Origin of the sequence: Stenotrophomonas sp. YIM B06876 (genome assembly GCF_030711595.1) — a bacterium.
Lineage (GTDB): Bacteria > Pseudomonadota > Gammaproteobacteria > Xanthomonadales > Xanthomonadaceae > Stenotrophomonas.
On record NZ_JAUJUJ010000074.1, the window covers coordinates 1 to 3863 of the forward strand.

Sequence of the window (3863 nt, forward strand, 5' to 3'; positions counted from 1 at the left end):
CGAGCGCCCGCCGATGGCCGACGCCGTGGCCGCCTACCGCCTGTTTGCCGACACCGATGTGCCGCTGGACTCCGATGCCGGCCGTGGCAGCCTGCTGCAGCGCTGGCTGCAGGCGAACTTCGGCGCCGCCGGGGCAGCTCCGGACCTGCAGTCGCAGGGTTTCCAGCTGCAGGGCGGGCGCATGTTGTCCACGCCCGAAGGCGCCGCGGCGATGCTGGTCTATCAGGATGCCGGCGGTGCCCGCATCGGCCTGTACCTGCGCCCGCGCAGCGAGCGCTTCCGCCAGGGCGAGCGCCGCGACGGGCGCCTGCTGGCGCAGTACTGGGCGGAAGGCGATACCGCGTTCGCGCTGGTCGGCCCGGCCACGCAGACGCGGATGCACCGGCTGCGGCCGTTGTTGCGCGGTGCCGGCTGACGCGCGCGGGCGTCAGCCGGCACCGCTCATGCTCAGCCGCCGTAGCGGGCCTTGAGCATCGCCCAGGCCGAGCGCAACGCCAGCGCCTCGCCACCGGCCGGGCGGCCCGGGCGATCGGCATCGTTCCAGGCGTACACGTCCAGATGCGCCCAGCGTTGGCCTTCGGCCACGAAGCGCTCCAGGTACAGCGCGGCGGTGACCGCACCGGCCATGCGCGAGCCGGCGTTGGCGATGTCGGCCACGTTGCTCTTGAGATAGCGCAGGTACGGGCGATGCAGCGGCATCCGCCATACCGGGTCGCAGGTGGCATCGCCGGCGGCAATCCACTGCTGGGCCAGGGTCTCGTCATTGGCGAACAGCGCCGGCAGGTCCGGCCCCAGGGCGATGCGCGCCGCACCGGTCAGGGTGGCGAAGTCGATGAGCGCGTCCGGCTGCATCTCGCTGGCATAGGCCAGCGCGTCGCACAGCACCAGCCGGCCTTCGGCGTCGGTGTTGTCGATTTCCACGCTGATGCCCTTGCGCGTGGTCACCACGTCGCCCGGGCGCATCGCGTCCGAACCGATCGCGTTTTCCACCGCCGCCACCAGCAGCGTCAGCTGCACCGGCAACTGCCGCGCCATCACCAGCCCCGCCAGCGCCAGCGCATGGGCGGCGCCGCCCATGTCCTTCTTCATGTTGCGCATGCCATCGGCCGGCTTCAGGTCCAGGCCGCCGGTATCGAAACACACGCCCTTGCCGACCAGCGCCAGCTTCGGTGCGCCCGCAGTGCCCCAGCGCAGCTCGATCAGGCGCGGCGCGCGATGCGAGGCGCGGCCGACCGCATGGATGGTCGGGAAGTTGTGGGCCAGCAGTNCGAAACACACGCCCTTGCCGACCAGCGCCAGCTTCGGTGCGCCCGCAGTGCCCCAGCGCAGCTCGATCAGGCGCGGCGCGCGATGCGAGGCGCGGCCGACCGCATGGATGGTCGGGAAGTTGTGGGCCAGCAGTTCGTCACCGGCGAACACCGTGACCTCGCCGCCGTGGGCCCGGGCCAGCTCGCGCGCGGCGTCTTCCAGCTGTTGCGGGCCCATGTCCTGGGCCGGCGTGGTGACCCAGTCGCGCACGCGCAGCGAGGCGGCGATCAGGTCGGCCACCTCGCTGGACGGGGTGGCGAACAGCTGTGCCGGCGCGCGCGCCGGCTTGCGGTAACGGTTGAAGCGGTAGCTGCCCAGGCCCCAGCCCAGGTGCAGGGCGGCGGTGTCCTGCGCGGAAAGCTCGTTGGCCAGCTGCCAGCGGCTGCCTTCCGGCAGCGCCAGCGGCGCGTGGGCATAGCTGTAGGGATCGCGACGGTCGCCGACGCCGATCACCACCCCGTGGATGCCGGCTTCGCCGGGCATCAACAGGCAGCTGCCGGCGCTGCCGGTGAACTGCTGCGAGGCCATCCACTGGCAGGTGGTGGCGGGCTGGGTGTCGCGCCAGTCCGCGAAACCGGCGTTGTCGACCACAAACAGGGGCAGGGCGCCGGAAGCGTCGGAGGTGAAACCGTTGGGCAGGGTCATGTCACAGGTCCAGTAAGCGGGGGCGGCGCCGGTCAGCGCGTGGATGCGTTGGCATCCAGCCAGTCGGCCAGTCCGGTCAGGGTGTCGAACTGCAGGTCGGGCTGCAGCGTCGGGTGGTTCCAGGGGTGGGCGTGGCGATTGATCCAGCAACCGCGCAGGCCGGCCTGCATCGCGCCGGCCACGTCCATTTCGATGTGGTCACCCACATGCAGCACCTGCGCCGGGGCCACCCCCAGGCGCTCGCACGCGGCATGGAAGATGCTCGGTTCCGGCTTGGCGGCGCCATGTTCGCGCGAGCCCAGCTGGAACACGAAATGGTGCGACAGCCCGATCCGTTGCAGGTCCGCATTGCCGTTGCTCAGCGCGGCCACCGGATGGGTGGCGGCAATCCGCGCCAGCGCCGCGAGCGCATCCGGGTAGCATTCCACCTGGTTGCGTGCGGCGTAGAAGGCTTCGTAGGCCGGCTCCAGCAGCGCCATGTCGGCGCCGCTCTTTTCCAGTGCGGCGCTCAGGGTCAGCCGTCGCAGCGCGCTCAGGTCGTGGTGCAGGTGCGGGTGGGCGGCGTACGTGCGCTCGCGCAGTTCGCGCATCGCCTCTTTTGGGAACATCGCCGCGGTGACCGGGCTGTGCTGCAGCATCCAGTCGTGCAACACCTGCTCGATCCGCGCGCCGATGGGAGCGAACGGCCAGAGGGTGTCGTCCAGATCAAGCGTGATGGCGAGGACAGGAAAGTTCACCCGCGTATTTTACGGCAACCGCGGCACCGCGGGCCGCGCGGCCGGGGAATGCAGCATCCCGCGCTCATTCCAGCAGGCGCGCCCAGCCCCGCATGCCGTCCAGCCGCACCAGCACCAGTTTGATGCACACCAGCAACGGCACCGCCAGCAGCAGCCCGACAATGCCCCACAGCCAGCCAAACAGCATCAGTGCCAGGATCAGCATCAGCGGCGAAATGGACATGCTGCGGCCAAGCACGATCGGCGTCACCACCTGGCCTTCGATCGCATGCAGCGCCAGATAGCAGGCGGCGGGCAGCGAGGCGCTAACCGGATCGTTGAAGGCGACAAAGCCCATCACCAGCATCAGCACCACCCCGATCAACGGGCCGACATAGGGCGCGAAATTCAGCAGCGCCCCCACCGTGCCCCACAGCAGCGCTTCGGGCATGGGGATTTTCAGCAGCATCAGGATGCCGGCCAGCACCAGCCCGACCAGGCTGTTGATGATGGCAATGGTCAGCACGTAGCGCGACACCTCGCGCTCGATCGAACGCAGGATGTCGGTGGTGAAACGCTGCTGCTGGCGATTGGGCAGCAAGGCGATGGCGTGCCGCTGCAGGCTCTCGCCGTAGATCATGAAGAACAGCGTCAGCAGCACCACCGCCAGCACCGAGGCGGCCAGCTTGGGGGTGCGCGTGAGCACCTTGTAGGGATCATCGAGCTGGGTGCGGATCACCTGCACCTTGCGGTTGCCCTCGCCCCCGGCAGCGCGGGCGAAACTCTCGGCCGCCTGGTTGGCCTGCTGCATCGGGCGGGTCAGGGTACGCACCTGCTGCGAGATGTCGCGCATCTGCCGCGGCGCCTGCTGGAACCAGTCCGCTGCCGGACCGATCAACTGCACGCTCAGGGCGCCGGCGGCGGCCAGCCCCACCACCAGCACCAGCATCGCCGCGACAAAACGCGGCAGGTAGGCTTTCTGCAACACCCGGATGATGGGGTTGCCGATCAACGCGAAGAACATGGCCAGCAGGATCGGCAGGATCACCGTCTGCGCCGCCCACAGCGTGTAGCCGACCGCGAGCGTGGCCAGTACCACCAGCGCGCTGGACGCGCGCGGCCGCGGCGGCAACGGGGCCGGCTCGGCGGGGCGGTCAGGGGCGGCGACGTCCGACGAAGGGCTCATGGCGGCCT

3 protein-coding genes and 1 pseudogene are annotated in these 3863 nt (G+C 70.1%); 1 reads left to right on the forward strand and 3 read right to left on the reverse strand.

Annotated elements, in window-relative coordinates:
* Positions 1–415: pseudogene (locus tag QZH66_RS14530) on the forward strand (anti-sigma factor); the annotation flags it as partial.
* Between the two features lie 32 nt (positions 416–447).
* Here the strand turns inward: QZH66_RS14530 and QZH66_RS14535 are convergent.
* The 3 genes from QZH66_RS14535 to QZH66_RS14545 form a co-directional block, all read right to left on the reverse strand.
* The gene (locus tag QZH66_RS14535) at positions 448–1953 is read right to left on the reverse strand and encodes a leucyl aminopeptidase family protein (RefSeq protein WP_305806645.1); all 1506 of its coding nucleotides are present in this window, start codon (positions 1951–1953) and stop codon (positions 448–450) included.
* A gap of 32 nt (positions 1954–1985) precedes the next feature.
* Positions 1986–2690, reverse strand: coding sequence for an HAD family hydrolase (locus tag QZH66_RS14540; protein ID WP_305806646.1), 705 nt, complete (start codon positions 2688–2690; stop codon positions 1986–1988).
* A 64-nt stretch (positions 2691–2754) separates the two neighbouring features.
* Entirely contained in the window at positions 2755–3855 is a 1101-nt protein-coding gene (locus tag QZH66_RS14545; protein WP_305806647.1) for an AI-2E family transporter, read from the reverse strand.
* Positions 3856–3863 lie beyond the last annotated feature (8 nt).